25 protein-coding genes, 1 tRNA gene and 1 pseudogene are annotated in these 25,721 nt (G+C 69.3%); 16 read left to right on the top strand and 11 right to left on the bottom strand.

Going from position 1 to position 25,721, the window contains the following annotated elements; all coding sequences use genetic code 11:
* Positions 1-16: 16 nt before the first annotated feature.
* The 4 genes from AB0I10_RS23755 to AB0I10_RS23740 form a co-directional block, all read right to left on the bottom strand.
* The gene (locus tag AB0I10_RS23755; protein WP_363154577.1) at positions 17-847 is read right to left on the bottom strand and encodes an MBL fold metallo-hydrolase; all 831 of its coding nucleotides are present in this window, start codon (positions 845-847) and stop codon (positions 17-19) included.
* A complete protein-coding gene (locus tag AB0I10_RS23750) occupies positions 844-1,809 on the bottom strand; it encodes an NUDIX hydrolase (RefSeq protein WP_363154576.1) in 966 nt (321 codons plus the stop codon). The genes AB0I10_RS23755 and AB0I10_RS23750 overlap by 4 nt, the downstream gene beginning before the upstream one ends.
* A gap of 143 nt (positions 1,810-1,952) precedes the next feature.
* Positions 1,953-2,417 carry a RidA family protein gene (locus AB0I10_RS23745; RefSeq protein WP_363154575.1) on the bottom strand — a complete coding sequence of 155 codons (465 nt, stop codon included), beginning with the start codon at positions 2,415-2,417 and terminating at the stop codon, positions 1,953-1,955.
* On the bottom strand, positions 2,414-2,572 hold the full coding sequence (locus AB0I10_RS23740) for a DUF4177 domain-containing protein (protein ID WP_358762969.1): 159 nt from the start codon (positions 2,570-2,572) through the stop codon (positions 2,414-2,416). The genes AB0I10_RS23745 and AB0I10_RS23740 overlap by 4 nt, the downstream gene beginning before the upstream one ends.
* Positions 2,573-2,769: 197 nt before the next feature.
* On the opposite strand from AB0I10_RS23740, the gene AB0I10_RS23735 reads away from it, so the two are divergent.
* Positions 2,770-3,747 carry an ArsA-related P-loop ATPase gene (locus AB0I10_RS23735; protein ID WP_363154574.1) on the top strand — a complete coding sequence of 326 codons (978 nt, stop codon included), beginning with the start codon at positions 2,770-2,772 and terminating at the stop codon, positions 3,745-3,747.
* A complete protein-coding gene (locus AB0I10_RS23730; protein ID WP_363154573.1) occupies positions 3,744-5,081 on the top strand; it encodes an ArsA family ATPase in 1,338 nt (445 codons plus the stop codon). The genes AB0I10_RS23735 and AB0I10_RS23730 overlap by 4 nt, the downstream gene beginning before the upstream one ends.
* Positions 5,082-5,416: 335 nt before the next feature.
* Here the strand turns inward: AB0I10_RS23730 and AB0I10_RS23725 are convergent, their stop codons facing one another.
* Entirely contained in the window at positions 5,417-5,758 is a 342-nt protein-coding gene (locus AB0I10_RS23725; protein WP_363154572.1) for a WhiB family transcriptional regulator, read from the bottom strand.
* 382 nt (positions 5,759-6,140) lie between these two features.
* Here AB0I10_RS23725 and AB0I10_RS23720 point away from each other — a divergent pair, with 382 nt between their 5' ends.
* The gene (locus tag AB0I10_RS23720; protein ID WP_363154571.1) at positions 6,141-8,333 is read left to right on the top strand and encodes a transglycosylase domain-containing protein; all 2,193 of its coding nucleotides are present in this window, start codon (positions 6,141-6,143) and stop codon (positions 8,331-8,333) included.
* 232 nt (positions 8,334-8,565) lie between these two features.
* On the opposite strand, the gene AB0I10_RS23715 is transcribed toward AB0I10_RS23720, so the two are convergent.
* Positions 8,566-9,033: a GatB/YqeY domain-containing protein gene (locus AB0I10_RS23715; protein ID WP_363154570.1), complete on the bottom strand. Its 468-nt coding sequence runs from the start codon at positions 9,031-9,033 to the stop codon at positions 8,566-8,568.
* A 108-nt stretch (positions 9,034-9,141) separates the two neighbouring features.
* Between AB0I10_RS23715 and AB0I10_RS23710 the strand changes: the two genes are divergently transcribed.
* The 3 genes from AB0I10_RS23710 (at position 9,142) to AB0I10_RS23700 (ending at position 13,171) form a co-directional block, all read left to right on the top strand.
* Positions 9,142-10,074 carry a metallophosphoesterase gene (locus AB0I10_RS23710; RefSeq protein WP_363154569.1) on the top strand — a complete coding sequence of 311 codons (933 nt, stop codon included), beginning with the start codon at positions 9,142-9,144 and terminating at the stop codon, positions 10,072-10,074.
* Positions 10,075-10,205: 131 nt separating this feature from the next.
* Positions 10,206-10,279 (top strand) — tRNA-Pro (locus AB0I10_RS23705).
* A gap of 297 nt (positions 10,280-10,576) precedes the next feature.
* Entirely contained in the window at positions 10,577-13,171 is a 2,595-nt protein-coding gene (locus tag AB0I10_RS23700; protein ID WP_363154568.1) for a competence protein CoiA family protein, read from the top strand.
* A gap of 105 nt (positions 13,172-13,276) precedes the next feature.
* On the opposite strand, the gene AB0I10_RS23695 is transcribed toward AB0I10_RS23700, so the two are convergent.
* The 3 genes from AB0I10_RS23695 to AB0I10_RS23685 all read right to left on the bottom strand — a co-directional run bounded on the left by AB0I10_RS23695 (position 13,277) and on the right by AB0I10_RS23685 (position 15,864).
* Complete coding sequence (locus AB0I10_RS23695) at positions 13,277-14,794, bottom strand: LacI family DNA-binding transcriptional regulator (protein WP_363154567.1); 1,518 nt, start codon at positions 14,792-14,794, stop codon at positions 13,277-13,279.
* 27 nt (positions 14,795-14,821) lie between these two features.
* A complete protein-coding gene (locus tag AB0I10_RS23690) occupies positions 14,822-15,193 on the bottom strand; it encodes a helix-turn-helix domain-containing protein (RefSeq protein WP_363154566.1) in 372 nt (123 codons plus the stop codon).
* A 119-nt stretch (positions 15,194-15,312) separates the two neighbouring features.
* Entirely contained in the window at positions 15,313-15,864 is a 552-nt protein-coding gene (locus tag AB0I10_RS23685) for a helix-turn-helix transcriptional regulator (RefSeq protein WP_363154565.1), read from the bottom strand.
* A gap of 337 nt (positions 15,865-16,201) precedes the next feature.
* Between AB0I10_RS23685 and AB0I10_RS23680 the strand changes: the two genes are divergently transcribed.
* The 5 genes and pseudogenes from AB0I10_RS23680 to AB0I10_RS23660 all read left to right on the top strand — a co-directional run bounded on the left by AB0I10_RS23680 (position 16,202) and on the right by AB0I10_RS23660 (position 20,715).
* On the top strand, positions 16,202-17,119 hold the full coding sequence (locus AB0I10_RS23680; RefSeq protein ID WP_363154564.1) for a hypothetical protein: 918 nt from the start codon (positions 16,202-16,204) through the stop codon (positions 17,117-17,119).
* Positions 17,116-17,481, top strand: a pseudogene (locus tag AB0I10_RS23675) (ATP-binding protein); the annotation flags it as partial. The gene AB0I10_RS23680 and the pseudogene AB0I10_RS23675, both read left to right, overlap by 4 nt.
* A 3-nt stretch (positions 17,482-17,484) precedes the next feature.
* Entirely contained in the window at positions 17,485-18,165 is a 681-nt protein-coding gene (locus AB0I10_RS23670; RefSeq protein WP_363154618.1) for a hypothetical protein, read from the top strand.
* A 184-nt stretch (positions 18,166-18,349) separates the two neighbouring features.
* Complete coding sequence (locus tag AB0I10_RS23665) at positions 18,350-19,003, top strand: MobC family plasmid mobilization relaxosome protein (RefSeq protein ID WP_363154563.1); 654 nt, start codon at positions 18,350-18,352, stop codon at positions 19,001-19,003.
* Positions 19,000-20,715 (top strand): mobilization protein, encoded by a 1,716-nt coding sequence (locus AB0I10_RS23660; RefSeq protein WP_363154562.1) that lies wholly within the window; start codon positions 19,000-19,002, stop codon positions 20,713-20,715. Before AB0I10_RS23665 ends, AB0I10_RS23660 begins: the two co-directional genes overlap by 4 nt.
* Positions 20,716-20,815: 100 nt before the next feature.
* Here the strand turns inward: AB0I10_RS23660 and AB0I10_RS23655 are convergent, their stop codons facing one another.
* Together AB0I10_RS23655 and AB0I10_RS23650 are read right to left on the bottom strand one after the other, a co-directional pair.
* On the bottom strand, positions 20,816-21,328 hold the full coding sequence (locus AB0I10_RS23655; RefSeq protein ID WP_363154561.1) for an NUDIX hydrolase: 513 nt from the start codon (positions 21,326-21,328) through the stop codon (positions 20,816-20,818).
* Positions 21,325-22,587 (bottom strand): XRE family transcriptional regulator, encoded by a 1,263-nt coding sequence (locus AB0I10_RS23650; protein WP_363154560.1) that lies wholly within the window; start codon positions 22,585-22,587, stop codon positions 21,325-21,327. The genes AB0I10_RS23655 and AB0I10_RS23650 overlap by 4 nt, the downstream gene beginning before the upstream one ends.
* A gap of 257 nt (positions 22,588-22,844) precedes the next feature.
* Between AB0I10_RS23650 and AB0I10_RS23645 the strand changes: the two genes are divergently transcribed.
* From AB0I10_RS23645 to AB0I10_RS23625, 5 genes are all read left to right on the top strand, one after another.
* Entirely contained in the window at positions 22,845-23,069 is a 225-nt protein-coding gene (locus AB0I10_RS23645; RefSeq protein ID WP_363154559.1) for a hypothetical protein, read from the top strand.
* 205 nt (positions 23,070-23,274) lie between these two features.
* Positions 23,275-24,432: a cyclophane-forming radical SAM peptide maturase AmcB gene (gene amcB, locus AB0I10_RS23640; protein WP_363154558.1), complete on the top strand. Its 1,158-nt coding sequence runs from the start codon at positions 23,275-23,277 to the stop codon at positions 24,430-24,432.
* Positions 24,429-24,617, top strand: a complete 189-nt coding sequence (gene amcA, locus AB0I10_RS23635; RefSeq protein ID WP_363154557.1) for a multiple cyclophane-containing RiPP AmcA — start codon at positions 24,429-24,431, stop codon at positions 24,615-24,617. The genes amcB and amcA overlap by 4 nt, the downstream gene beginning before the upstream one ends.
* A 79-nt stretch (positions 24,618-24,696) precedes the next feature.
* Positions 24,697-25,386 carry a pentapeptide repeat-containing protein gene (locus tag AB0I10_RS23630; protein WP_363154556.1) on the top strand — a complete coding sequence of 230 codons (690 nt, stop codon included), beginning with the start codon at positions 24,697-24,699 and terminating at the stop codon, positions 25,384-25,386.
* Between the two features lie 25 nt (positions 25,387-25,411).
* Positions 25,412-25,690, top strand: a complete 279-nt coding sequence (locus AB0I10_RS23625; RefSeq protein WP_363154555.1) for a hypothetical protein — start codon at positions 25,412-25,414, stop codon at positions 25,688-25,690.
* Positions 25,691-25,721: the final 31 nt, after the last annotated feature.

Genomic DNA, 25,721 nt, shown 5'->3' with positions numbered 1-25,721 from the left:
CCTCCTGTGGCGCCCCTCAGATCAGCCCGTGCTCCCCCAGATAGTCCAACTGCGCCCGCACCGACAGCTCCGCGGCCGGCCACAAGGATCGGTCGACGTCGGCGTAGACGCTGGCGACGACCTCGGCGGGGGTGCGATGGCCGGCTTCGACCGCGGTCTCGACCTGGGCGAGGCGGTGGGCACGGTGCGCCAGGTAGAACTCCACGGCCCCCTGGGCGTCGTTGAGCACCGGCCCGTGGCCCGGAAGGACCGTCGAGACGCCGTCGTCGACCGTCAGGGAGCGCAGCCGGCGCAGCGAGTCGAGGTAGTCGCCCAGCCGGCCGTCCGGGTGCGCCACCATCGTGGTGCCGCGGCCCAGGATCGTGTCGCCGGTCAGGACCGCGCCGTCGGCCGGGAGGTGGAAGGAGAGGGAGTCGGAGGTGTGGCCCGGTGTGGGCACCACGCGCAGTTCCAGGCCCCCGGTGGTGATGACATCGCCCGCTTCCAGCCCCTCGCCCCCGAGGCGCAGAGCCGGGTCCAGGGCACGTACGGACGTACGGGTCAGCTCGGCGAAGCGGGCGGCTCCTTCGGCGTGATCCGGATGACCATGGGTCAGCAGGGTTTGCGCGATCCGTTTGCCGGCTCGTTCGGCGGCGTCGATGACGGCCCTGAGGTGGGCGTCGTCGAGCGGTCCCGGGTCGATGACGACGGCGAGGTCGGAGTCCGGCTCGGCGACGATCCAGGTGTTGGTGCCGTCCAGGGTCATGGGCGACGGGTTCGGGGCCAGCACGCAGTGGGCGCGCGCGGTGGCCGGTCCCGAGATGACCCCGCCACGGGGCTGCCCGGGGAGGGCGGCTGCTTCGGTCATGCGGGGTTCCCTCCCGAGGGGCTGGGGGCGCCTGAGGGGCCGTCGGGAGCGCCGTCCCCGGGGCCGTCGTCGTCCGGCGCGATGTGCTTGGTGAATTCGTCGTGGCCCGGCCAGCTCAGCACGATCTCGTCGTCCACGATCTTCGCGCGGGCCAGCACCGGCGTCAGATCCTGGGCCGGTGCAGCGGCCAGCGCCTCGGCCGCGGTGCCGTACGGCTGGAGCGCGCGCAGCATCGAGATGGTCGGCGGCATCATCAGCAACTCGCCGCGGTCGTAGCCGGCGGCGGCCTCCGCCGGACGGATCCACACGGTCCGGTCCGCCTCCGTGGAGGCGTTGCGGGTGCGCTGGCCCTCGGGCAGCGCGGCGACGAAGAACCAGGTGTCGTAGCGCCGCGGCTCGAACTCCGGGGTGATCCAGCGCGCCCAGGCGCCGAGCAGATCGGAGCGCAGCACCAGGCCGCGCCGCCCCAGGAACTCGGCGAAGGACAGCTCATGGCCGACCAGCGCCGCGCGGTCCACCTCCCAGTCCTCGCCCGTGGTGTCCGCCACGACCGTCCCGGCCGACGCGCCCGCGAGCAGCACGCCCGCCTCTTCGAACGTCTCGCGCACCGCCGCGCAGACGATGGCCTGCGCGGTGGCCGGATCGACGCCCATCCGTACGGCCCACTGGGTGCGTGAGGGCCCGGCCCACGCCACCGGCGCCTCGTCACGCGGGTCGACGGAACCGCCCGGATAGGCGTACGCGCCTCCGGCGAAGGCCATGGAGGCGCGTCTGCGCAGCATGTGGACAGCGGGGCCGCCGGAGGTGGGGGTTTCCCCGGAAGGGCCGGGGGGAGCGTTGCGCAGCAGCAGGACGGTCGCGGCTCGCCGGGGCGTGGCAGGGGTCAGCTCGCCGTTCGCAAGCGCCCGGATGCGGTCCGGCCATTCCGGCGGATACCACTGGCCATTGGTCGTGGACGACATGGCCGGATGCTATGCGCTCACGCGCGGATGTTCGAGGGTCCCTCCGGCACGAGGGTCGCTCGACCGACGCGCACGCCCGGAAACCGTCGGGACACGAACGCCCGCCCGGAGCCGGGCGGGCGCCAACGCCCCGAGCCCGAGGGCTATTCCGCGATCTCGACCTGGATCTCGACCTCGACCGGCGCGTCGATCGGCAGGACCGCCACACCCACCGCGGACCGGGCGTGTACGCCCTTGTCGCCGAGGATCTCGCCCAGCAGCTCGCTGGCACCGTTGATGACGGCCGGCTGGCCGGTGAAGTCCGGCGCGGAGGCCACGAAGCCGACGACCTTCACGACCCGCTGGATCCTGTCCAGGTCGCCGATCACCGACTTCACGGCGGCCAGCGCGTTGAGCGCGCAGGTCGCGGCGAGTTCCTTGGCCTGCTCCGGGCCGACCTCGGCGCCGACCTTGCCGGTGGCCGGCAGCGCGCCGTCCACCATCGGCAGCTGGCCGGAGGTGAAGACGTACGCTCCGGAGCGCACCGCCGGCTGGTACGCGGCCAGCGGCGGCACGACCTGCGGCAGCTTCAGCCCCAGCTCGGCGATCCTGTCCTCAACGGCGCTCACGCCTTCTCCCGCTTCAGGTAGGCCACCAACTGCTCGGGGTTGTTCGGGCCCGGCACGACCTGGACCAGCTCCCAGCCGTCCTCGCCCCAGGTGTCCAGAATCTGCTTCGTCGCGTGCACGAGCAGCGGCACGGTCACGTATTCCCACTTGGTCATGGGCCGAGCGTAATGCCTGTCCCCGGCCGCGGTGGACGGCGCCCGGCGTGGCCCGCTCATCAGCGGCCCAAAGGGATCTTGAAGCACCCCCTAGGGCACATCCCCGGCCCGTCCCGGAGGTATCCGCGGCAGAACCTGGGGGCTTCCCAGGTGCATCCCGTGCGTAGCCGGGACGCGGACTGGTTAGGCTCCTTGGCGTGAGCAGGCTCCATGTCGTCAGCGGCAAGGGCGGCACCGGCAAGACCACGGTCGCCGCTGCCCTCGCCCTCGCCCTGGCCACGGAGGGACGCCGTACCCTCCTGGTCGAGGTCGAGGGCCGGCAGGGCATTGCCCAGCTGTTCGAGACCGAAGCGCTTCCGTACGAGGAGCGCAAAATCGCCGTGGCGCCGGGTGGCGGCGAGGTGTACGCGCTGGCCATCGATGCCGAGCGCGCCCTTCTGGACTACCTCCAGATGTTCTACAAACTCGGCACCGCGGGCCGGGCGCTGAAGAAGCTCGGCGCGATCGACTTCGCCACGACCATCGCCCCCGGCCTGCGGGACGTCCTGCTGACCGGCAAGGCGTGCGAGGCGGTGCGCCGCAAGGACAAGAGCGGCGCGTTCGTCTACGACGCGATCGTGATGGACGCTCCGCCGACCGGCCGGATAACCCGCTTCCTGAACGTCAACGACGAGGTGGCCGGGCTGGCCAAGATCGGCCCGATCCACAATCAGGCGCAGGCCGTGATGCGGGTCCTGAAGTCCCCCGAGACCGCGGTGCACATGGTGACCCTCCTGGAGGAGATGCCGGTCCAGGAGACCGCGGACGGCATCGCCGAGCTGCGCGCCGCCGGCATCCCGGTGGGCGGCATCGTCATCAACATGACCCGCCCGGCCGTGCTGGGCAACGGCGACCTCGACATCGCCGCCCGCGGGGCCCGTACGGCCGTCGCCAAGGCGCTCTCCCAGGCCGGTCTGGGCGGCGCGCGCCGCGGCGGCCTGGCCGACCGGCTGATCGACCCCCTGCTGGAGCAGGCCCGCGAACACGCCGAGCGGGTCGAGCTGGAGCGCGCCGAGCACGCCGAGCTGACCGCCATCGGCCTGCCCACCTACGAGTTGGAGCTGCTCCCCGAGGGAGTGGACCTCGCCGGGCTCTACCGCCTGGCGAGAGACCTGCGGAAACAGGGGCCCATATGACCTCGGACGACACGACGCTGGACGCCTCGGCCCCGTGGCTGGAGGTCGATGCGCTGATCGACGACCCGCGCACCCGCATCGTGGTGTGCTGCGGCTCGGGCGGCGTCGGCAAGACCACCACCGCCGCGGCGCTGGGCGTACGCGCCGCCGAACGCGGCCGCAAGGTCGTCGTGCTGACCATCGACCCGGCCAGACGGCTGGCGCAGTCGATGGGCATCTCCGAGCTCGACAACATCCCCCGGCAGGTCAAGGGCGTCGACGACGCGGCGGGCGGCGAACTGCACGCGATGATGCTGGACATGAAGCGCACCTTCGACGAGATCGTCGAGGGACATGCGGACGCCGACCGGGCCCGCGCCATCCTGGAGAACCCCTTCTACCAGTCCCTGTCGGCCGGTTTCGCGGGCACGCAGGAGTACATGGCCATGGAGAAGCTCGGCCAGCTCCGCGCGAGCGACGAGTGGGACCTGATCGTCGTCGACACCCCGCCGAGCCGCTCCGCGCTGGACTTCCTGGACGCGCCGAAGCGCCTCGGCTCCTTCCTGGACGGCAAGTTCATCCGGATCCTGATGGCGCCGGCGAAGGTCGGCGGACGGGCCGGGATGAAGTTCCTCAACGTCGGCATGTCGATGATGACCGGCACCCTCAGCAAGCTGATGGGCGGCCAACTCCTGCGCGATGTGCAGACGTTCGTGGCCGCGATGGACACCATGTTCGGCGGCTTCCGCACCCGCGCGGACGCCACGTACCGGCTGCTGCAGGCGCCCGGCACGGCGTTTCTCGTGGTGGCCGCCCCGGAGCGGGACGCGCTGCGCGAGGCCGCGTACTTCGTCGAGCGGCTGGCCGCCGAGCAGATGCCGCTGGCCGGCCTCGTACTGAACCGTGTGCACGGCAGCGGCGCCGCGCAGCTGAGCGCGGAGCGGGCCCTGGCCGCCGCGGAGACGCTCACCGACCGCACGGCGGAGGACGCCGGCGCGGACGACGTACAGGACTGCGGCGGCGGCGAAAATCTTGAACCGGCCGGCATTGTGGATCTCGACGGCGGGAAGGCTGCAACACGTACCGCCGGCGGCCTCTCCCCCGCTGCCGCGGCGGAGCATTCGGTATCCCCTTCGGCCTCGGCGGCGCAACTCGCCGCCGGGCTGCTACGGCTGCACGCGGAACGCATGCAGGTCCTCGCGCGCGAACGACGCACCCGGGACCGCTTCACCGCGCTCCATCCCGAGGTCCCGGTGGCGGAGGTCGCCGCGCTGCCCGGTGATGTCCATGACCTCACAGGCCTGCGTGCGATCGGCGACCGCCTCGCGCTCGGCCCCACCGACGCCGACGACTGACCTTCGACGCGTGGCAACGGCCCCGTCGGCGCACGCCGCCGGGACCTCCTGAGGCCATCCGCGCCACGTGAGGCCATCCGACCCCAGAGCATCCGACCAGCCTCTGCGCCCCGCCCGGCCGATCCGTGTCCGCCGTCCCGTACAGCGGACAGCCCTCGCACGCTCAACACACGCGCCAGGCGCAGCCCATCGCACACCCACGCCACAAGCACCATCGACCCAGCGCGCTCAATCCAGCGCGCCCAGCCCCAAGGCATGCCCAATTCCAGGGCACGCCAAAGTCACTGACGGACCATCGCCATTCCCCCCCCGGTCCGGCCAGCCGAAGCCCTCGGCTAGCCGACCGCGGCGAACTCGTTGAAGGCCTCGTCCTCGCAGTCCACCGGCAGGATGCCCGTGCTGCGCTCATACTCCGTACGCGCTGTCTCCAGCAGGCGACGCCATGACGTCACCGTCGGGCGGCGACGCAGCAGCGCCCTCCGCTCTCGTTCGGTCATCCCGCCCCACACGCCGAACTCCACCCGGTTGTCCAGGGCATCGGCCAGGCATTCCGTACGTACCGGACATCCGGTGCACACTGCCTTGGCGCGGTTCTGTGCTGCGCCCTGAACAAACAGTTCATCCGGATCGGTAGTGCGGCAGGCTGCCTGTGCACTCCAGTCGGTAACCCAGCTCATGCTGGCGCCGTCCTCTCCCGAATTGAGGCTCCCCCACGGCGGCAATCGGCATATTCACCGTTGCCAGTTGAGGACGTTACGGAAGGCAGGCAGGGCGCAACACCCCCTTCGGGCCCAATCTTGAATGGCCCGAACGGACTATGCGTATGCGGCAGATCACCCGACGGAGTGACCCGGCGACATGCGTCACATTTCCCACAAGGCGGACAGTTCGGTGTGGTCACGCGGGATTTCTGACGACACAAGCAAGGTCGTGGGGCAGGGACCGCATGGGGAGAGGGGGTTGACGAACTGGGGCGTAACCATTCCGCTGTGGCAGGCGAGAACAGGTTAAGCGAACAGGTGCGCCCCTGTCCGGCGATTGAGAACGTAGGCTGCCCTCATGGCGAAGAAGCGCGACGGCGGGGGTCTGACCAGGACCCAGCAGGCCGCCAAGTTCCTCGGTGTCAGCGTCCTGGCCGGAGCGGTGCTGGCCGGCATCGCGCTCCCGGCAGCCGGGGCCCTCGGCCTCGCGGCCAAGGGGTCGGTCGAGGGCTTCGACGACATCCCGGCGAACCTCAAGACACCGCCGCTCAGCCAGCGGACCACGATCCTGGACGCCGACGGCGGCGAGATCGCGAAGGTCTACTCCCGCGACCGCACGGTCGTCGGCCTCAAGGACATGTCGCCGTACATCCAGAAGGCGATCGTCGCGATCGAGGACGCGCGCTTCTACCAGCACGGCGCGATCGACATGAAGGGCATCCTGCGCGCGGTCAACAAGAACGCCCGCTCCGGCGGCGTCTCCGAAGGCGCCTCGACGCTGACGCAGCAGTATGTGAAGAACGTCTTCGTCGAGGAGGCGGGCGACGACGCGGACAAGGTCGCGCAGGCCACTCAGCAGACGATCGGCCGCAAGGTCAAGGAGCTCAAGTACGCGATCCAGGTGGAGGAGGAGCTCGGCAAGCGGAAGATCTTGCAGAACTACCTCAACATCACCTTCTTCGGGCAGCAGGCGTACGGCGTCGAGGCCGCGTCCCAGCGCTACTTCAGCAAGCACGCCAAGGACCTGAAGCTGGAGGAGGCGGCCCTGCTGGCCGGCACCGTCCAGTCGCCGAGCCGCTACGACCCGGTCAACGCGCCGGGGGAGGCCACTCGGCGCCGTAACACCGTCCTGCAGCGGATGGCCGATCTGAAGGACATCACCCAGGCGCAGGCCGATGCCGCCGCCAAGAAGCCGATCCAGCTGTCGGTCAGCCGCCCCAAGAACGGCTGCATCACCGCCGTCGACGGCGCGGGCTTCTTCTGTGACTACATCCGCAAGGTCTTCCTCAGCGACAAGGCCTTCGGCGAGACCCGGAAGGCCCGCCTGAAGCTCTGGAACCAGGGCGGCATGACCATTCGCACCACCCTTGACCCGCAGACCCAGAAGTCGATCCAGGCATCGGTGAGCAAGCACGTCTTCGAGGACGACCCGGTTGCCAGCGCGGCGACCATCGTCGAGCCGGGCACCGGCAAGGTCCTCGGTATGGGCCAGTCGCGCCCGTACGGCATCGGCCCGAACCAGACCCAGCTGAACCTCTCGGTGGACGGGAACATGGGTGGCGGCGCCGGCTACCAGCCCGGGTCGACGTTCAAGCCGGTGATCGCGGCGGCCGCGCTGGAGCAGGGCACCAGCCCGTATCAGCAGTACTCCTCGCCGTACCGGATGCGCTATCCGAGCCCGGTGCAGACCTGCAACGGCGAGTGGTCGGGCACGGACTCCACCCAGAACGAGAACAAGACCGAGGTCGGCCCGTACGGCATGAAGGAGGCGACCGCGAAGTCGGTCAACACCTACTTCGTGCAGCTGATCAGCGAAATGGGCATCTGCCCCGCGGTCAAGATGGCGCAGAGCATGGGCATCGAGCGCGCGGACGGCAAGAAGCTCCAGGAAGTGCCCTCGATGACGCTCGGTGTGCAGGAGATGTCGCCGCTGACGATGGCCGCCGGGTACGCCACGTTCGCCAACGGCGGCCGGTACTGCAGCCCCGTCGCCATCGAGTCGATCACCGACCCGCGGGGCAAGGCGATGAAGGTCCCGCAGTCCAGCTGCCGCACCGCGATGTCCAAGAAGACCGCGGACACGATCAACACCCTGCTCAAGGGCGTCGTCGAGGACGGCACCGGCAAGCAGGCCGGCCTCCAGGGCCGGGACAGCGCGGGCAAGACCGGCACCAGCGACAGCCGCTACGCCGCCTGGTTCGTGGGCTACACCCCGAACGCGGCGGGCGCGGTCTGGGTCGGCGACCCGCTGCACAACCGCAAGATGTACGACATCACCATCGGCGGTGTCCCGCACGAGAAGGTCTACGGCGCCGACACCCCGGGCCCCATCTGGCGCGATGCGATGACCGGCGCCCTGGCCGGCAGGCCCGCGCCGGCACTGCCCACCGTCCCGATCCAGGACCCCGACAAGGGCAAGGGCGACGACGGCAAGGGGAAGGGCAGGGACAAGCCCGGCCGAGGCGGCCAGGGAGGCGACGACAAGCCGGGCGGCGGGTGGCACATTCCGGGCTTCCCCGACATTCTGGGCGGCGGTGACGGTGGCTGGTAGCCGGACCGCGGCGGGCGACGGTACGGACGTCCGCGGCGTGGGACGGTGCGGGCGGCGGCAGCGTCCGAGGCGGTAACGAGACGGAGAAGGGGCGCCCTCCTGATGGGGGGCGCCCCTTCTCCGTACTCTGCGCACGAGGACCGCATCCGGTCTCTCCATACGAGGACCGCATCCGATCTCTCCATACGGGCACTACATCCGGCCGGCTCTCAGGCTCGCCGGCCGCCGCTTCTCAGCCCACGGCCAGCAGCTTCTTCACCACTGCGGCCACCCGGCCGCCTTCGGCCCGGCCCGCCACCTGCGGGTTCACGATCTTCATGACGGCACCCATCGCGCGCGGCCCCTCGGCGCCGGCACCCTTGGCCTCCGCCACGGCCGCCGCGACCAGGCTCTCCAGCTCCTCGTCGGTCAGCTGCTTGGGCAGATAGTCCGCGAGCAGCTCACCCTCGGCACGCTCACGCTCCGCCGACTCGGCCCGCCCGCCCTTGTCGAACGCCTCCGCGGCCTCGCGGCGCTTCTTCGCCTCCCGCGCGATGATCTTCTCGACCTCGCCATCGGACAGCTCTCGCGCCTCGGTGCCCGCGACCTCCTCCTTCTGGATCGCGGTCAGCGTGAGGCGGAGGGTGGAGGAACGCAGCTCGTCGCGCGCCTTGATCGCGGTGGTGAGGTCGTCCTGCAGCTTGGACTTGAGCGTGGTCATGCCGTCGAGTATGCCCCCACCCACCGACAACCGCCGCGCCTTTTCCCCGCGCCCGCCTCCCTCGGGCTCCCGCGCGGCCCGCCCCGCGACTCTGCGACGATGGGGACCATGCGCGCGCGATACGGAGTCCCCCTGTCCCTGACCGCAGTCGGCGCGGCCGGCCTGGCCTACGCCGCCGGCTTCGAAGTCCGCTCCTTCCGCCTCCGGCGCGTCACCGTGCCCGTACTGCCCCGCGGCATGCGGCCGTTGCGCGTCCTGCAGGTCTCCGACATCCACATGGTCCGCGGCCAGCGCAAGAAGCAGCGCTGGCTGCAGTCGCTCGCCGGGCTGCGCCCCGACTTCGTCATCAACACGGGCGACAACCTCTCCGACCCCGAAGGCGTCCCCGAGGCACTGGACGCACTCGGCCCGCTGATGGAGTTCCCCGGCGCGTACGTCTTCGGCTCCAACGACTACTACGGCCCCAAGCTGCGCAACCCTGCCCGCTACCTGATCGAGCGGGCCCAGGGCCGGCACGGCCTCAACGGCAACGCGCCCGCCGTCGGCGTCGTCCACAACCCGTGGGAAGAACTGCGGGACGCCTTCGACACGGCCGGCTGGGTCGGCCTGTCCAATACCCGCGGCCGCCTCAAGCTGGAGGGCATCGAGATCGCCCTGACCGGCCTGGACGACCCGCACATCAAGCGCGACCGGTACGCCGAGGTGGCCGGCGGCCCGGAATCCGGCGCCGATCTCTCCCTGGCCGTCGTGCACGCCCCCTACCTGCGCTCCCTGGACGCCTTCACCGCCGACGGCTACCCGCTGATCCTGGCCGGCCACACCCACGGCGGCCAGCTCTGCATCCCCTTCTACGGCGCCCTGGTCACCAACTGCGACATCGACACCAACCGCGTCAAGGGCCTCTCCACCCACACCGCGGCCGGCAACACCTCCTTCCTCCACGTCTCCGCCGGCTGCGGCACCAACCGCTACACCCCGGTCCGCTTCGCCTGCCCCCCGGAGGCGACGCTGCTGACCCTGACGGCCAAGGACCACGGCTGACAGCGCACCGCCGAGCCAACGGAGCGGGGCTGATCACCACCGTGATCGCCCAGGTCAGCCCCGCTCCCCCGCTCCGCAACAACCGGATTTCGCCTACGGGGATCAGTCCGCTAAAGTAGAGCTCGTTGCTTCGGGGTGTAGCGCAGCTTGGCAGCGCGCTTCGTTCGGGACGAAGAGGTCGTGGGTTCAAATCCCGCCACCCCGACTGAAGGAACAACAGGTCAGGGGCCTGATCCGCGAGAGCGGGTCAGGCCCCTGACTCGTTTTCTGGGCCTTTTGGGAGCCATTTGGGAGCCGACTTCGGAATCCGGCTCCCGGAACGACGCACAGCGGCGAGCCGTCGGCCAACCCCAACGGCCCAACTCGCCCATGTGTTTGTGAGCTGAGCCACAGCCTCGGTCCCCTCGGGCTCCCGTTCGCTGCCCGGTGACGGGCCTCTATACGTGTCGTAGCCTGTCCGTCACCACGTTGGGGAGGGACATATCGTGCGTGCGGAGTGCCTGTGACGGTGATCGACACTCGACTGATACAGACAGCCGTGATCGGGAGTCGTGACTCTGATCAACCGGTCATCCTCCCTGAGGAACCCCACAACCTCGACCAGTTCCGTCTCCGCTTCGGCACAGATCGCTTCTGGTGCGGCACCCTGCTCGGCGGTTGCGGCGAGCAGCTGATGACGAAGCGGTATGAGGACAAGGTCTGCCACTTCGCTCATTTCCCGGATCCAGAGGGAATCCGCGCCTGTCACCGCACCGCCAAGGGCGTGGAAAGTGCCGACCACCTCTTCATCAAGCGGGACGTGAAGGCGTGGCTCGCGGGCCAAGGCCACGCGGCACAGGCCGATCTGCGTAGCCTTGGCCACGGGCCGGGGGACGCCGTGGACTTCTGGTTACGCGCGACGGAGCAACTTCTACGCTTCGAGCTTCGCTCCGAGGACTACCGCACCTGGCGTCGGGCAGCCGACAGCCTCGCTGCCAAAGCAGGGCACGTCGAGTGGGTCTTCGGAAGCGAGGGCCCGCTTGTCGACGACATGGTCGCTCGCCAGGGCTATGCCCTCCGGGTTCGCTGCGAGACCTCGGGCACCGGCCGCCGCGTCGTGATCGGTGTCGTGACACGCAAGAGGCCCATCGTGTGGGCTGCCCTGGACGAATGTCGAATGACTCCCCACGGCTTGGTGCCGCCAGCGCTGGAGGGCTTGCGCGCCGAGGGGGCCGTGCGGTCCGGCGGCAGCCGAAACGACCCGCTTCCTGCAAGCCTGCCGCTACGCGGCTCCGAAATCGTCTTCGCGGTGGACGGCTCCGCCACGCCTCCGCCCGACTCCCCTCTGATCGCCCCCGGCCGGTGCCTGATCACGGCCTACGTCAAACCCGCCGGCAGCCGCATCGTGCAGGCCCACATATCCCTGCCTGACGACAGCCCCGTTCCGACCGAGGATTACGTCTACCAGCTCTCCGGCGTCGCACGCCTCCTGATCAACGACAAGATCACAACCGGCAGCGCCATCTGGGCAATTCGCGCCGACGGGCTCACGCAGCTCAGCGGCCTCGAAGCCGAACGCACTGGTCTCTGGCGCCCCAAAGTTTCCTTGGGCAGGCCGCTCAAGACCACCGTCGCCCGGCCTTCCGACGATGCCGAGCCGCAGTCGGCTCCGCGCAAGTGCAGCAACACAGCGGCTCGCATACGCGAGGCGCTGCTGGTGACGGCAGCGGCAAGGACCACGACCACGTGGGAGAAGCTCTCCCGGAAGATCAGGCTCGACGTGTCGCACCTGCCGAATGCCAGGCGTCGGGACCTGCTCGTCGAGGTCGACAGCCCTTTTGCGCCCGAGAAGCCGCTGCTCTCCGTCCTGCTCCGGGATCGATCCGGGAGCATGCTGCCCTACCTCCCCACCGTCCTGCGCATGCTGGGGGCACCGGCGCCGGCGTCAGACTCCGCCATAGGGCGTTGGTGCGCCCGGGAAGCCCGGCGCACGTACGCGGCTCACAGTCCGAGTGCTGCCCCAGAGGCACGAAGCACCGGATTCCGAGCCTCTTCCGATTCCGATACCGTCGATCCGCCGCCCGCACCCAGCGCCGCCTCGCTCGCGAGGCTCCGCGCGCTACAGGAATTGGCCGACGAGGCGAAGACGGTCCTGTCCAGAGCCACGGGGCGACGGGCTGCCCGCCTGGAGGACGCCCTGGCAAAGACTGAAGCGGCAATCCGCGCATTCGAGGACGCCTCGTCGCGCGGGCGCGCCTGCAACATAAACGGCGGCCATCTCAAGGAACTTGAACGGCTGATCGGCTACCCCATCAAAGCGGAGAAGTCTGCCTCCAGCCGAGAGAAGGACGGGGGTGAGCAAGCGGCACCTATCCTCCCTCGGCCGAAGCGACAGCCGGAACCCGTACCAACTCGGGTAAGCGAGCAGAGAAGTGCGCTGACGGACGAGGAAGTACTGGCCCGAATGCGTTCCCTTCTGAAGGATCTCAACCTCGCGGGAGACGCTATCGACACGCTCAAGCTCCGAAGCAACATGGCGCACCTGAAAATCCTCCGGCGCTGGCACAAAGGTGCCCTTCCCGATGACCTGCAGACCATGTTCGACACGTGCAGCAGCCTGCTGGCGCAGAGACTGAGCAAGGGAACCGTAACCGTCATTGGGGTCCCCGCCACTCAACCAACATCGACACCGCCACCGTCCGCGCCCCCCGTCGCCACCGCCGTCGAGCCGTCGGCCGAGTCCACAGCTGCGGACCAACCTCGCCTACCCGAGGCCGAGCTCGCCGATATCGCCCACGCCTTGAGGAAAGTTCTTGAGAACGTGGCTCGGCATCAGTCGACCATCACGTGGTCGGGGCTCCGACAGCGCTTGGACCGTCAGTTGCCGCACCTCCACCCTGACGACCAAGGCGAGGTGCTCGTCAGGGTCGACCGGAACACCCCCTCTGACGAGCCGCTGCTGTCCGCGCTGATCACGGTGGGAGACCGGCATATTCATCCGCTCTACAGGCACGTGGGCTACTCGCTCGGCCGCCAGCTCCCACGCCCCGAAAACGGCCTCCAATCACAGTGGCAAATGGATGTTCTGCGCCTTCACTCCCTCTGGAAACACCGCTGACATGACCCCAGATGCGGGGCCAGCTGCAGGGCGGCGCGGTCCCGCTGGCTCCCTGACGCCAGCTGCCTGGGAGACGGCCATCGAGCTCGCCTCCCAGGCGTGCAGTCATTGACCTACCGCCAGTCGCGCTTGAAGCAGATCGTTCAGCACGCGCACCGGCGATGTAGGACTCATTGCCAGTCGCGCGTCGAGCGCGGCCTCCCACTGCTCGGTCAGCCCGAGCATGAGGCGCTTGCGCATGCCGAGGGTGACGTGGGCGTAGCGCGCCGAGACGGAGCCGTCGATGTGGCCCATGCGCTCGTCCATGAGGACCTTCTCCGTGCCGAGGTCCTCCATCATGGTCCGGTGCGTGTGACGTAGGCCGTGGGGCGTGAGTCCCTTGGCAATCGGGAGCCAGCAGGTGTCGGCCCGCTCGCTGGCGTTGCGGCCTCGTGCCGGGACGCCGGGCCACGGTTCGCCAAGCAGGGGCACGGGCCGGGCCTCCTGCGGGGCTTTCTTCGGGTACCAGCCGGAGGCCGCCGGGGTGAACAGCCACGTCGCAAATCCGTTTCGGCGCCAGTGGGCCGCGTGCCCCGACACCGCACCGCCTCGCACGAATCCGAGGTCGGCGATGGCCTTCTCGACCCGCACCCGCGTGGTTTCGGCGACACGGTCGGGGTGGTTGAGGACGTTGGACACCGTCCCCGTGGACACTCCGGCACGGCGGGCGACGTCGACGAGCTTCGCGCCCTGGTGGCTGCCGGTGCGGGCGGCGCCGTGCCCTCGGAAGACGTACGTCCTGCCGTGGCACGGGCAGGGCGTCGGTTTCGTACGGGCGATGTGGTTGGCAACCAGGGCCGACAGCCAGTCCGTGGAGTCGAGGGTGCGGTAGCTGTCGTCCTTGGGCGGGCAGCGGATCAGCTCGCCGGTGTCCAGCTCGTACAGCTGCCACTCGACGCGGAACGCACCGGGCCGGACGAACTCCGTCTCCAAGCCGACGATTTCGCCCCAGCGCTTGCCCGTGTAGCCCTTGAGGACCACAGCGACGAACTCGTCGTCGCGGCCGGACAGCAGAGCGGCCCGCTCAGCGGTCAGCAGGATGCCGAGCGCGTCGGTGACGACCTTCTCCGGACCACGGTCGCGGGAGCGGCCGGCTCGCTTGCCGCGCCCGCGCCGCCTGGCAGCCGGGTTCGACGTGATCAGGCCCTCGTCGATCGCGTCCTCGAAGATCAGGTGGAGCGTCGAGCGCCATGTCTTGACGCTGGAGGCCGCGTACACGGCCTTCTCCTTCTTCTCCCACAAGTCGACATCCGTGCGCAGGATGCCTGCGAGCGCCTTGTCCTCGAATTCCGGGAGCAGGTGCTCCTCGATGTGGCGCTTGTAGTTCTGCATCGTCGAGGCGGCCAGGTCCTGGGAGGCGTACCAGCGGCTCGCGTACTCGCCGAAGATCTCCTGGCCGAGCGCCGGGTCGCGCCAGTCGCCGCGCCGGTACTTGTTCTCCGCCTCGCTCGCGGCACGCTGGGCCTCGCCCTTGGTGGCGAACTTGAGTGGCTTGCCGTCCTCGCCGACGACCGTGAGGTGCTTACCGGGCGCGATCTTGTACCGACCGCGCCAGTAGCTTCCGCGCTTCTCGCCGAAACCCATGTATCCCTCCCCTTCTTCGTCGTCGCGCTAGGCAGCGGTCTCGAACTGGCTCTGGCGGGCTCGGCGCGGTGGCCGGGCGCGCAGGCGAGCCGTGCGCACGGGTGACGACGGGGAAGGTTGAGAAGCACGAGGCTTGAGGGCAGGAGCAGTTGATCCTCGCTGCTGCGGGGTGGCAGGGCGGGCCTCGTGCATGCGGATGATCTCCGTGAGGTGTTCGCCGGTGAAGCGGTAGGCGCGGCCGACCCGCGTGAACGGGATGAGCCGGCGGCGAGCGCGGTCCTTGACCCACCAGGCAGAGCAGCCGAGAACGGCCGCGACTTCCTCGGGGAGGTAGAGGCGCGGCAGGGCTGCGGCGTGCGGAGTCGGTGCGGAGGCAGGGGGTATTGCGGGTCGGTGCAAGGGTGGTCCTCATCTGACAGGCGCGGGGCGGCAACCCCGGCCTGGCCGGTGATCACGGGATGGGCGGTGGTGGCAAGAGCTGGGCGTGCGGTGGCCGCAGTGCCCGGTGGGGGGAGGCGTTAGCCGTCGGACTCGCCGTCGGGGGTGTCCGCCTTTCGGCTGGGCCGTGGTCGTACTCCGTGCTTCATGAAGTGCCAGGGGGAGTCCGGGTTGTCGGCGATCTCCTCGGTGATGGCCTGCTTCACGGCGGCGTCGACCTCCTCGTAGATGTCAGGGTGCTCGTCGAGGTAGTGGTCGAGGGCGTCTCTTGCCTGGCTGAAGGCGAGGTTGGCCCGCTGGGTCTCGCGGAAGGCTCGTCGGATCTGCTCCACGAGTTCCATGGCGCGGGCGTGCTGGGCCATCTTCGGGGGGCCGATGAGGCTTTCGAGGGAGATGCCGAAGACCTCGGCGAAACCGATCGCCTCATTGAGGTTAAGCCGCCGCTTCCGGTTCTCGATGCGCCACACGGCGGACGGATTCATGTCGAAGTCGGCCTCGTTGAGCCGGTCCGACAGGGCGTTCGTGCCCCAGCCGCGCGCTTCGCGCTCCAGCTTGATCCGGACCGCGGCATTCTCCTCGCCCCGGAACACCGGGAGATCGGTCGACTCCTCGTCGCTCCCCACGGACACCATCCTTCTCTACGTAGCACTCCACTGCGGTTTGCAGTACGAAAACAGTAGCATGGATTCTGCGAAATGCAGGATGATCCTGCTATTCGCAATATGCGTGGTACACTTAATGCAGGACCTGAGCCCGCCCCGGGCCCAGGAACGCAAGAAGCCCCGGTGCGAACACCGGGGCCGAAGCGAAGTCCCCACCACCGCCCATCCCTGAACGATCTACCGGCCAGGCCGAGGTTGCCGCCTCGATGGCCTGCCGTGTGAGGAGCTCTATGCCCCACAGTACGTGCCCGCGTACTGCCCCCGCATCCCCGTTGCGTCGCCCGTCCGCGAAGGCCGGGCGATAGCCATGGCGCGCATACGCACCATCAAGCCGGAAGCCTTCGCCTCCGAATCCCTCGCCCAGGTCTCCGTCACCGCCGAGCGCACCTTCTTCGGCCTGCTCACCCAGGCCGACGACCACGGCCGGTTCCGCGACCAGGCCGCCGTCATCGCCGGACTGCTGTGGTCCCTTCGCCCCGAGCACGGCCCCGTGGGCGTCGAGGACGACCTGAGCCAGCTCGCCGGCGCCGATCTGATCTGCCGCTACGAGGGCGAGGACGGCAAGCGGTACCTGCACATCGTCACCTGGAGCCGCCACCAGAAGATCAACCGGCCCAGCGGCGTACGCCACCCTGCCTGCCCGCACCACGACGGGGCACCGCGCAATAGGCCCTCACTGGCAGCGCCGGGATCCCTCACATCCTCCTCCGTGACACCTCACGGAGGATTCACCGAAGGCTCAGGCGAAATACGCGAGCCCTCCATGACACGCGACGAATCTGCAGGTCAACACGGATTCAGTGAGCCCTCCACGAGGGTGCAGGGAGGACTCGCCGAGCCCTCCGTGAGCCCTCACCGTCCGGATCTAGGACCTAGGATCCTGGATCTAGGATCAGTACCTGTGGGGGCAGCAAGCGGCCCCGCGCCGGACACCGTCTCGGCCAAGCAGCTGATCGGCGAGTACGTCGCCGCGTGCGCCCACCGCCCGCCCGAGAAGGTCCTCGGCCATCTCGGACGCGAGGTCAACCAACTCCTCGGCGAGGGCATCGCACCCGCCCACATCCGCGCCGGTCTGGAGCGCCTGCGCACCAAGGGGCTGAGTCCCAGCGTGCTGCCCAGCCTCGTCAACGAGGCCATGAACGCCACGCGGCCCGCCCCACGTGCGGCGCACCGGCCCTGGACCAACCCCACCGACGTCGAGGCCGCTTACGGGGGTGACCTGTGACCCCAGCCGCCACAGCCACCCGTGAGCCGCAGCGCGTCGGCGCCCTGGCCGACCGGCTCGGCGCGATCCTCGCCGACCGGGGCATCGACCCCACCGCGGCCCCTGCGGAGCCACCTGCCGAGCCGGTGACCGCGCTGGAGCTGGCCGACGCCCGCATACCGGTCCGGTACCGCAACGCCCTGACCGACCACCCGCAGGTCACCACCTGGGTCGAGGAGATCATCCGTAGCGGACGACCAGGTCCTGGCGGAGCTCCGGGGATCGCGCACGGCCCGTCGCTGCTGATCGCCGGCCCCACTGGCACCGGCAAGACCCACCAGGCATACGGCGCGGTCCGCTCACTGCTGGCCGCAGGCGTCCAGCAGATGGCCATCGCCATCCACGTCCGCGGCCTGCTGACCTACCTCTTCCCCCTCGTCATCGACGGGTTCATCGCCTACGGCGTCCGCGCCCTGATCATCCTGCGCACCGCCCCGTTCGGCTCACGGCTGTACGTCTGGGCCCTCTTCGGCACCGCCACCACGGCCAGCATCTGGGCCAACGCCCTGCACGCCGTACGCCTCAACCAACAAGCCCCGCAAGCGGGTCTGCGCCTTGGGGACTTCACCGTCGGAGTGCTCTCCACCCTCGCCCCACTCGCCCTAGCCGGCGCGGTCCACCTGTACATCCTTATCGCCCGCCACAGCCCCACCCTGCACGCCCCAACCCGTGACCACACGGATGTGGTGGCCCCGCACCCTCGCGACTGCACGGAAGGCAGCCGACCCCACCCGGAACCGCAGAAGGAGACCAGCGGCCCACTGTCAGACCCGCCGTCCAACGACACGGTCAGCCGCCGCTTCGGACGGCCGCCGGGCGCCGAGATGAACGTGCTGATCGACATCGCACGCAAGGGGATCGACGCGCACGGAAAGTCCTCCCGCGCGGTGGTCCGCGGCGCCATCCGCGAAGCCGGACTGACCATCGCCGAAGACCGCCTCACCGAACTCATGAGCCACCTGCGGGCCGAGGCCGACCGACCCGCGGACCAAGACCCCACCGCCTGACCGGATATCCGGTCACCCCACCCGTCCGCCCTCGCGGACCAACAGCCCAGTCCCTGACGGGACCAGGAGCACCCCGCGCCCGAACGCATCACGCCAGCCCTGGCCCCTCCCTGATTCGCTCACCAGCAGACCAGCGGACCTCGCCTTCCCTCACCCCATCCCCGCCCAACGGAGAACCTCCCGCATGCACACCCCGAACCCCGATAACCCCACTCACCACGACCGCACGCAGATCTCTGACCCTGCCCCAGACGCAGCAAGGTATCCCGCTGGACCGTCCAACGGCCGGTCCCACGGGGAAGCCTCCGCCCCGGGGGTGGCGGAGGCGCTCGGGCACCAGGGGGTGCCCGAGGGAGAACAGCATGGCGACGCCACCACTGCTGCTTCTGTGCCGCGTGCCGCCGACGCCGCCGCGCTGCACCGCGTCGCCCGCCGCCGCAAGCGCGAAGACGTGCAGCGCAAAGAGCGCGTCGATGTGCGTTACAGCGTCGACGAGAAGTCCAAGATCCTCGCCGAGGCCAGGTCATTGAACATCGCCGGCGCTCACTACGTCGGCGCCATCGTCATGGCCCACGTCCACGGCGACCTCACCCTGCCCGGTCAGCGCACCCCGCTCGACGACTACATCGACGAGCTCAACGCCCTGCGCCGGCAGGTCGCCAAGATCGGCCACAACATCAACCAGATCGCCAAGAAGCTCAACTCCGGCGGCGATCCACACCCTGGGGACACCGCCACTCTGGCGCAGGCCGAGCGCACCCTGACCGCGGTCGGCACCGCAGTCGGCCACATCGCAGCAGCCGCGAACCAGGCCGTGGCCAAGAACGCGGCCCGATGATCGCCAAGATCAGCAGCGGCAAGGACACCGCGGGCCTGATCCGGTACCTGTTCGACACGAAGAAGGCCAAAGACCACACCGACCCCCACCTGGTCGCCTCCTGGGACGGCTTCGCCCCCGACCCCGGCCGCGCCGACGACTTCACCGCCACCAAGAAGCTCCTCGTGGCCGACCTCGACCTGCACGTCAAGCAGGCCCGGCGGCTCGGCCGCGCCCCCAAGCAGCACATGTGGCACTGCTCGATCCGCGCCGCTAAGACCGACCGCATCCTCAGCGACGACGAGTGGGCCGCCATCGCCCGCCGCGTCGTCGCAGCCACCGGCATCGCACCCGAGGGCGACCCGGACGGCTGCCGCTGGGTCGCCGTACGCCACGCACCGGACCACATCCACATCGCCGCCACCAAAGTCCGGGGCGACCTGCGCACGGCCCGCCACTGGAACGACTACCTGACCGCCGACAAGGAGCTTGCCGCCATCGAGAAGGAATACGGACTGTTCCAGGTCGTACGCGGCGACCGCACCGCAGCGAAACGGCCCACCCGCGCTGAGCATGAGAAGGCCCGCCGTGCCGGCCAGCAGCAGACGGCCCGCGAACGCCTGCGCACCACCGTCCGCACCGTGGTGGCGGTCGCCGCCAGCACCGAGGAGTTCGTCCGCCTGCTCACCGACCTTGACGGTGTCCTCGTCGAGGTCCAGAACTTTCCCTCCGGCGATCTGCGCGGCTACAAGGTCGCCCTCGAAGGCGACACCAACGCCGCAGGCGAGCCGATCTGGTTCTCCGGCTCCGAACTCGCCCCGGACCTGTCCCTCCCCAAGATCCAACAACGCCTGGCCGCCATCGAACCCCAGCCCACCGACCAGCAAACAGGTCGGCGCAGGCTCAACCCCTGGCACCAGGCCACCGCCGCCGCCGAACGCATCCCCCACCACCTCGACCAGGGCGACGACGAGGCCGCCCAGGCCCACCTCGCCTCCTTCGGAGAAGCACTCGACGCACTGCCCCGACTCGCGCCCAAGGACATCCGGCCCCAACTCCAGCACGCAGCCATCGCCTTCGAGCGCGCCACCCGCTCCCGGATCCGGAACAACGACCAGCACGCGCGTGCCCTGCGCGGAGCCGTCCGCGCCATGCGCGCTCATCCCGTCACGGGCGACGGAGCCGTCCTCGCGATGTTCCTCGACGCGGCCGTCCTCGTCGTCATCGCCGCCGCCCGCTGGCACCAACAACGCCAGCACGACCAGCAGGTCATCGCCGCACACCAGACCCTCGTCCACCTGCAGACCGCATACGACCGGTCGGCTGCCGCACCCCTGGCTGCCCTCGCCCAGCGCACACCACCACCGGTCACTGTGGAACGGCACGCTCAGCAGATCAGCGCGATCCTGCCCGACTACGCCGAGCGAGTTGTCAGTGACCCCGTCTGGCCAGCGCTTGCCGCCGCCCTCACCGAGGCGGAAACCGCAGGCCATGACCCGGAACGGCTCCTCCAGCAAGCCGCCGACCAGCGTGCATTGGACGACGCCGACTCCCCCGCACGAGTCCTCACCTGGCGCGTCAACCGCCTGACCCAACGCCCTGCTCCCAGCGCCCAAGCCCTGGCCGCCCAAGCCCGTTCAACCGTGGCCACACGAGCGGCACGTCCGGTTCCGATCGATCCGGGTACTCCGCCTCGGCCCGGCCCGGCGGCTGGGCCAGGACGACGACGCTGAGCTGGCGCCGCCCGCTCCCTGCCCTCGACAGGTGCTCGGAGCGGGCGGTGGCGGGGTCAGCTCACCCCCACGAAGGCACGAGGGCACGAGTGCCGGGCGACTACCAGATCGGCTGCGCATCGTGCAGGTACCTTGGGCGTCCGTCCGCGAGAGCCTGCAACGCGGCCTGGAAGCGGTTGCGCAGCGGTGACCGTAGGAGTTCACCGGCCCGCTCCGGGGAGAGGAACGCCGCCTCCGAGAGCTCATCGTCGTGCGGTCGTATCTTGGCCGCCTGGTCCTCACTGAGGGTGCCGGCATCGAAGATGAAGGAGATCTGGTCGTCCCAAGGCCCGTGGGGGGCGACCCAGTCGATGATCAGCACGCCGCGGAGCGTCACGACGAGGCCGAGTTCTTCCTTCAGCTCGCGTGTTGCAGCGTCGTGCGGCGGCTCATTGGCTTCGACCATCCCGCCCGGCAGGTCCCACCCGGGCTTGTATGTCGGTTTGACCAGCAGCACGCGGCCGGTTGGATCACGCAGCAGGACATCGGCGGCGACACGCTTACGCGCCTGCGTCGCGTTGCCCTCGGCAAGGTAGGCGTTCCAAGCGGTTGGATCGGCAGGTGTGGGCCTCATGTCGGCGTACCTCCCCGGGACGACGTGATGATGTCGGCGAGCAGCAGCATTCTGGACCTGATGGCGTCGTCGAAGCCCTCCAGGTAGTCGCGCACGGGCACGTACGCCCGGTAGGGCTCCAGCAACCTGCGGAGGTCATGGAGTTGATGAATCACACGTACCGATCCGAGCGTTGGGCTCGTAGTGAGGAGTTCGTGGCCGACCTGGACAGCGACGTCGAGGTCACCGCGCTGTGCGTGGATGCCGACAAGGGTGATCCGGCTGAAGGCCAGGGAGCGGGCCCGTCCGTCCTCGCGCAGCGCGATGGCGCGTTCGGCATGACGCAAGGCCACCTCATACTGCTGGAGATCCCACATGACCAGGGCCGACTCGCTCGCAAGAGATGCCGAGTCGAATGGGCTGAGCCAGGGATGAACGGCATCCGAGGAGGTTTCGAGGTCGCTGTGTGCGGCGTCGAGCGCACGGCGAGCTGCTGTGTGCTGACCGCCTGCTGCCAGGCCCCGGGCCTGCATCGCATGGAGCCGGGCGGTGAGCGAGGCGATACGAGGTCCCTTTCCCACGAGGGACAAGCCCATTCGTGCCCAATGAGCTGCAGCCGCCGGGTCACCGGTGTGGAGGGCGAGATGGCTCCTGCTCGCGGCGATGTTGGCGGCCAGGGGTAAGTCGCCCGAGGTGCGTGCCAGCGGGAGGGCTCGGGCGAAGTGCTGGGCTCCCAGGTCGTCACGGCCGGAGTCGTGAGCCATCCATCCCGCCATCTCCGTCAAAGCTGCCGCGGTCGCGAAGACCTGGAGTCCGCTGGTTGTGTCGACCAGACGCGGCGCCACCTTGTGTCCGAGGTGCCGCACGACCGCTCCGTACAGCCGGCCTCCTCCGGTTTGGCGGTCGGCACTGCGGAACGCACCCATGGCCGCCAGATCGTCGCCGTCGATGTGAAGTGGCCCGTCCTGGCTTTGCGGTTCGGTGGGCTGCGGTTCCCAAGGCCGGCGGGCGAGTCCCAGAAGGTAGCCGGGGATGTGGAATGCGTCGGCGATCTGCTCGAACAGCACGAGCTTTTCCACTCGCGTCCGGCCGTTCATGTAGTCGTACAGACGCCCTTGGCTGATCTCTGCCGCGGCGGCGATTCGGCGAGTGCTGACTCCTCGGTGATTCAGCAGCCGAAAAAGGGCTCCCATGTCGCGTTCTTGGCAGGCCGCGAGGAACCGATCGTCGCTGAGCAGCCCAGCGGTGACCTGACGCGGGTCCTGCGACTGGCGGTCCATCGATGGCTCCCCCCGGCGGTGTGACTCGATGCTACGACCATCGATCACCGGGTGACTCCATCTTGGGGTCACCTTCTGGGGTCTCCGTCGTACCCCTGTTGGCCGTTGACTGCCATCAGCCGCTCGGAGCCCGCAGGTCACGGACGACAGGGCTCCCCCCTGCACGCGGGCTCCGGGTGGTCAAACCCAGGTCGGCGGTACCACCCTCTCCCACCCTGGGGCGGGGCGGTGCCGCTTGCGAGCCGAAGGAGATTCCGATGAATCGAGCACGACACCCCACCCACCGCAAGGACAACACGGCGACGTTCCAGCTGCCCCGGCTGAACTCGGATCAGGTCGGGACGTTCCTCAGCGTCGTGTGGGTGCTGGGCAACATCGTCACCGTCGGCCTGCTTGGAGCCAGCGCAGTGGAGCGGCCAGCACATGCCGCGACACCGAATGTGCCCGTCACGGCCGCAGACGCCGACCAACCCGTGGAGTAGGGCTCTGGTCGCCCCACAACAGCCATCGTCCGGCGCCGCGAGCGAGTGGTCCGCCCTTCCCCGAAGCGCGGACCACTCCGAGTGCCCCCGCCGCCGTCCACGGACTCGCCCGCGATGAGTCCTGAGCCTGCTCCGGCGGCGGGGGCGCTCGACCAAGAGCATCCCGGCATAGCAACCCGTCCAGAGACGACAAGGAGTCGCTGAGATGTTGCACCAGCTCCACCGATCGGCTCGATACGCTGCACGCATCGCCGCACGGCCCTCAACACTCGTCCTCCAGCCCACCAAGTTCTGCAATCTCGACTGCACCTACTGCTACCTCCCCCACCGTGACCAGCGGAACCACATGGCGGTCGAGGTCGCTGACGCGGTAGCGCGCTCGGCCGCCGAACTGGTCGAGCAGGATGACAGCCAGCCTTTGGGCATCGTCTGGCACGCCGGCGAGCCCATGGCACTTGGGGTGCGCCGCTTCACGAGCCTGCTTGCCCCCTTCGAGCCGCTTCGCGAGGTGGGGCTGCTCCGCCACTACATGCAGACCAACGCGACGCTCGTCACCGACGACTGGTGCGACCTGCTGATCGAGAACGATGTCCGGATCGGAGTGAGCATCGACGGTCCGGCCGCACTGAACACACAGCGCATCGACCGCCGAGGTCGACCTGCCTTCGATCGGATCATGAAGGGCATCGACCGGCTACGCGACCGGAGCATTCCCTTCTCCACCATCGCGGTCGTCAGCCAGGACTGCATCGCCCAGCCCGAAGCGCTCCTCGACTTCCTCGCCGACCTCGGCTGCGAATCCATCGGCCTCAACATCGAGGAAGTCGAGGGCGTCAACACGGAGCGACAGCCACCCACCCGCGAGCAGGCCACCGAATTCTGGCGGCACACCATCGCCTGGAGCCGCCGCCACCCTGGTGGCCCGGTGGTCCGGGAGCTGGACCGTCTTGGCGACTACCTGCACCTGGTACGCACCGGCCAGCGCGACCGGTGGGAGGAACGCCGCATCGACCCCATCCCGACCATCTCGGTGAGCGGGGAGGTCGTACTGCTCTCGCCCGAGCTGGGCGATACCACCGCCCCGCCCTATAACGACTTCCGGGCCGGAAACGTGCTGGAGGAATCCATCCCCGCCATGCTGGACCGGGCGCACCGACTTCGGTACGTACGGGAGTTCCTGGTCGGGCTGGACAAGTGCGAGGCCGACTGCGCGTTCTTCGACTTCTGCCGAGGAGCGCAGGCAAGCAATCGCTACTTCGAAAACGGCAGCCTGGCCACGGCCGAGACGAACTACTGCCGCGTCTCCCAGCAAGCCCTGGTCATGGCCCTGTCCGACACCGCAAGGAAGGAACACGCCGCATGACACTCCTGGAACAGCTCGCGTCCACCGACGCCCCCGTCGTCGCCGACCTCATAGCCACGCGCGCGCAGGGTGCACCGGTCCGCGCCGACTGGAACAACCAGCCGACCTGGGACAACTGGAACCAGACCCCCGCCAATCCGTGGAACAACCAGCCCACCTGGGACAACTGGAACAAGAACCGGTAACCGCAGATGCTGCACCGGGGCGCGTCGCCAACGGACGCGCCCCGGCCGGCGCCCTCCCCCACAGCAGAAACGGAGAACCATGGAAACCCGCACCTTCGGCCGTATCGCCGTCACGCTCCCCGGCGTCGATGAGCCGGGCATCTACCTGTCCAACGTCACCTCGCTCGAAGGCGGCAGGGGTACCGTCCAGGACTTCCACTACGCGGACGCGGACCTACGCGAACTCGACCTGTCCAACGCCAAGCTGCTCTCCGGTCGGATCTCGGGCCTGCGCGCCCAGCGGACTCGCCTTCACGACGTACGCGTGGCCTCCGTCGAGTTCGGCAACAGCGACTTCGGCCCGATGCAGTGGACCGACGGCAAACTGTCACGCGCGGTCTTCCGCAACTGCAAGCTCATGGGCGCAGCCCTCAGCGGCCTGGTCCTGGAAAACGTCCTGTTCGACAACTGCAAGCTCGACTACGCGACCTTCAACGACATTCGGGCAGCCGGCCCCTTGATCTTCTCCCAGTGCGTGCTGTCAGAGGCCACCTTCACCAACTGCGACGTGAGCCGCGCCGTCTTCGCCGACTGCACCCTCCGGCTCACCGAGTTCGCACGCGGCAAGTACCAGGACTGCGACCTGCGCGGCAACGACCTCTCCGCAGTCCGAGGCGTCGCGGAACTGCGCAAGGTCATCATCGACCGGGCCCAGCAGACCCAACTCGCGGAAGCGCTCGCCGCTGAGCTCGACGTCACCTACGGCGAAGACCTGGACGACCGCCGGTAGGACAGGACCGAGGGGAGGAGTCGCCGTGAACCTGCACATCGCCTTCCGGGAGTACCTGGACCTCCACGAACGCTGCCAGGTCGGCAGCACGCGCATAGCCACGCGAGAATCGCAGTACGAAGACGGGGCAGTCGTCCCTGTCGGCGACTGGCGGCCGCTCACCCCCGGCCTGGCGCAGCGCCTGAACCCCACCGCGTCGACACCGGACAGCAGCTTGGTCGAGCTGGTGACACTTCCCGCTGATGAGGATCCGCATTTTTCCCCAAGTGCGCTCCGATTCCCCACTTGGTTCAAGAGCGGATGAAGTGAGGAAAGTGGGGATCGCCGAGCGTGCG

It is taken from the genome of Streptomyces sp. NPDC050636 (assembly GCF_040654775.1).
Classification (GTDB): Bacteria; Actinomycetota; Actinomycetes; order Streptomycetales; family Streptomycetaceae; genus Streptomyces.
The sequence above is the reverse complement of the archived record's forward strand: the minus strand, read 5'-3'. Positions and strand labels throughout refer to the sequence as shown.